Source organism: Ruegeria sp. AH7, assembly GCF_056541325.1.
In genome coordinates, this window is the sequence record NZ_JBQFYF010000014.1 from 2,501 (window position 1) to 6,258 (window position 3,758).

The 3,758-nt window shown below is 52.8% G+C and carries 1 tRNA gene and 2 rRNA genes; all 3 read left to right on the forward strand.

The features are described from left to right. The first annotated feature begins 458 nt into the window (after nucleotides 1–458). The 3 genes from ACR0JX_RS19650 to ACR0JX_RS19660 all read left to right on the forward strand — a co-directional run bounded on the left by ACR0JX_RS19650 (nucleotide 459) and on the right by ACR0JX_RS19660 (nucleotide 3,757). Nucleotides 459–3,290, forward strand: a 23S ribosomal RNA gene (locus tag ACR0JX_RS19650). A 186-nt stretch (nucleotides 3,291–3,476) separates the two neighbouring features. After that, nucleotides 3,477–3,591 (forward strand): 5S ribosomal RNA (rrf, locus tag ACR0JX_RS19655). 89 nt (nucleotides 3,592–3,680) lie between these two features. Further along, nucleotides 3,681–3,757: transfer RNA gene (locus ACR0JX_RS19660), tRNA-Met, on the forward strand. Nucleotide 3,758 lies beyond the last annotated feature (1 nt).

The window sequence follows — 3,758 nt, forward strand, 5'->3', positions numbered from 1 at the left end:
CGCATTGACATCGTATAGAGAGAAATCAATCAACACTGTTTGATCGTGCCGAGTGTGGTACTGATCTCGGTCGTTTCCATCATCTGATGGAAGGCGCAGTTTGGGTCTAGCCGGCCTGGAATGTGTATCGCGACTGAAACGAACAGAGTTGTCCAAGTCAAATATACTAACCCGAGCGACCTGCGTTGATCAGCTGCACGGCTGGGAGACCATATGGGGTTGCTCAATTGTCCTCGTCCAAGTGGCGGGGGCGGGAAATGTATGTTTTTGGTTCAGAAGAATGACTGCCTTTAGTTACCAGCTGGGCGGTCTCGATTGACCTAATCGAACTGTGAAGGCCGAAGGCCGGAAGAGTTCATGTCCTCAAGTAGCCGAATAGGCGGTAGGACAAAAAATAATGCGCTCAAGTAGCCGAATAGGCGGTAGCGCAAAGATTAAGTCTTTCTTTTTCTGGATCAAATCAAGCGCGAGAAGGGCGTTTGGTGAATGCCTTGGCAGCAAGAGGCGATGAAAGACGTGATACTCTGCGATAAGCCATGGGGAGCTGAGAATAAGCTTTGATCCATGGATCTCTGAATGGGGCAACCCACCTGAATGTTTGTTATTGTTAGTTTTGCTAATCAATAATGAGCATGAACAGGTACTTAAGACCTGAATACATAGGGTTTTAAGAGCAAACCCGGGGAACTGAAACATCTAAGTACCCGGAGGAAAGGAAATCAATTGATACTCCCCTAGTAGCGGCGAGCGAACGGGGACCAGCCGAGCCAGATAAGTGACTAGAACATGTTGGGAAGCATGGCCATAGCGGGTGACAGCCCCGTATAGGAAGCTTTGACGGACGTATTAAGTAGGGCGGAACACGTGAAATTCTGTCTGAAGATCGGAGGACCACCTTCGAAGGCTAAGTACTCCTTGCTGACCGATAGCGAACCAGTACCGTGAGGGAAAGGTGAAAAGCACCCCGACGAGGGGAGTGAAACAGTACCTGAAACCGAACGCCTACAATCAGTCGGAGGATCCTCGAGATCTGACGGCGTACCTTTTGTATAATGGGTCATCGACTTGGTCTCACGAGCAAGCTTAAGCCGTTAGGTGTAGGCGTAGCGAAAGCGAGTCTTAATAGGGCGTATGAGTTCGTGGGATCAGACCCGAAACCGAGTGATCTAGGCATGGCCAGGTTGAAGGTAAGGTAACACTTACTGGAGGACCGAACCCACATCCGTTGAAAAGGATCGGGATGAGCTGTGCCTAGGGGTGAAAGGCCAATCAAACTCGGAGATAGCTGGTTCTCTGCGAAATCTATTTAGGTAGAGCGTCATCCGAATACCCCGGGGGGTAGAGCACTGGATGGGTAATGGGGCCCCACAGGCTTACTGATCCTAACCAAACTCCGAATACCCGGGAGTACTAGATGGCAGACACACTGCGGATGCTAACGTCCGTAGTGGAGAGGGAAACAACCCTGACCTACGACTAAGGCCCCCAATTCATGGCTAAGTGGGAAAGCAGGTGGGACGACCAAAACAACCAGGAGGTTGGCTTAGAAGCAGCCATCCTTTAAAGATAGCGTAACAGCTCACTGGTCTAAATAAGTTGTCCTGCGGCGAAGATGTAACGGGGCTCAAGCCATGAGCCGAAGTCTAGGGATGCGTAAGCATCGGTAGCAGAGCGTAGTGTGACATAGTTCCTATCCTCTTTAGCGATCTTCGGATCGCCTTGGAGGATATTTGGAGCTTTCGATGAAGCGGGCGCGTGAGCGATCCCGTGGAGAGATCACTAGTGAGAATGATGACATGAGTAGCGACAAAGAGTGTGAGAGACACTCTCGCCGAAAGTCCAAGGGTTCCTGCTTAAAGCTAATCTGAGCAGGGTAAGCCGGCCCCTAAGCCGAGGCCGAAAGGCGTAGGCGATGGGAACTAGGTTAATATTCCTAGGCCAGGAGGATGTGACGGATCACAGGTGTAGTTCAATCTTATCGGATTGATTGGGCTGCTGAGTGGTTCCTGGAAATAGCCCTCCATCAGACCGTACCCTAAACCGACACAGGTGGACTGGTAGAGCATACCAAGGCGCTTGAGAGAACGATGTTGAAGGAACTCGGCAAAATACCTCCGTAAGTTCGCGAGAAGGAGGCCCGGTTCCTAGGCAACTAGGGGCTGGGGGCACAAACCAGGGGGTGGCGACTGTTTATTAAAAACACAGGGCTCTGCGAAGTCGCAAGACGACGTATAGGGTCTGACGCCTGCCCGGTGCCTGAAGGTTAAAAGGAGAGGTGAGAGCCTTGAATTGAAGCCCAGGTAAACGGCGGCCGTAACTATAACGGTCCTAAGGTAGCGAAATTCCTTGTCGGGTAAGTTCCGACCTGCACGAATGGCGTAACGACTTCCCCGCTGTCTCCAACATCGACTCAGCGAAATTGAATTGCCTGTCAAGATGCAGGCTTCCCGCGGTTAGACGGAAAGACCCCGTGCACCTTTACTACAGCTTCGCACTGGCATCAGGATTGTGATGTGCAGGATAGGTGGTAGGCTTTGAAGCGGAAACGCAAGTATCCGTGGAGCCTCCCTTGAGATACCACCCTTCGCACTCTTGATGTCTAACCGCGGTCCGTTATCCGGATCCGGGACCCTGCGTGGCGGGTAGTTTGACTGGGGCGGTCGCCTCCTAAAGCGTAACGGAGGCGCGCGAAGGTTGGCTCAGAGCGGTCGGAAATCGCTCGTTGAGTGCAATGGCAGAAGCCAGCCTGACTGCAAGACTGACAAGTCGAGCAGAGTCGAAAGACGGCCATAGTGATCCGGTGGTCCCGAGTGGAAGGGCCATCGCTCAACGGATAAAAGGTACGCCGGGGATAACAGGCTGATACTGCCCAAGAGTCCATATCGACGGCAGTGTTTGGCACCTCGATGTCGGCTCATCTCATCCTGGGGCTGGAGCAGGTCCCAAGGGTACGGCTGTTCGCCGTTTAAAGAGGTACGTGAGCTGGGTTTAGAACGTCGTGAGACAGTTCGGTCCCTATCTGCCGTGGGTGTAGGAGACTTGAGAGGAGTTGCCCCTAGTACGAGAGGACCGGGGTGAACGATCCACTGGTGGACCAGTTGTCGTGCCAACGGCAGTGCTGGGTAGCTATGATCGGACAGGATAACCGCTGAAGGCATCTAAGCGGGAAGCCCCCCTCAAAACAAGGTCTCCCTGAGGGCCGTGGAAGACCACCACGTCAATAGGCCGGAGATGTAAGCGCAGTAATGCGTTCAGTTGACCGGTACTAATCGCCCGATAGGCTTGATTTGATCCAGTAATGGAAAGACAAGACCAAAGACATACACACCTTGAACATGGACAGCGCGTGCCAACGCAAACGGCACTGTTGATTGACTATACAACCGAGTGGCAACGCGCATTCGCTTTGCGAATACGCTGCCTGCCACCTGTCGCTTTCTTGCGTCGCAAGAAAGTCGACATGGGCTTTTCCTCGGTTTGGTGGTCATAGCGCAAGTGAAACACCCGGTCCCATCCCGAACCCGGAAGTTAAGCACTGCCGCGCCAATGGTACTTGGGCTTAAGCCCCGGGAGAGTAGGTCACCGCCAAACCTAGTAAAAGCCCATATCTCTCTAATACGATGAAAAGAACACTACCCGGTCTCAAGTAGCCGAATAGGCGGTAGACCAACGCAAAGTGTCGCGGGATGGAGCAGCCCGGTAGCTCGTCAGGCTCATAACCTGAAGGTCGCAGGTTCAAATCCTGCTCCCGCAACCAA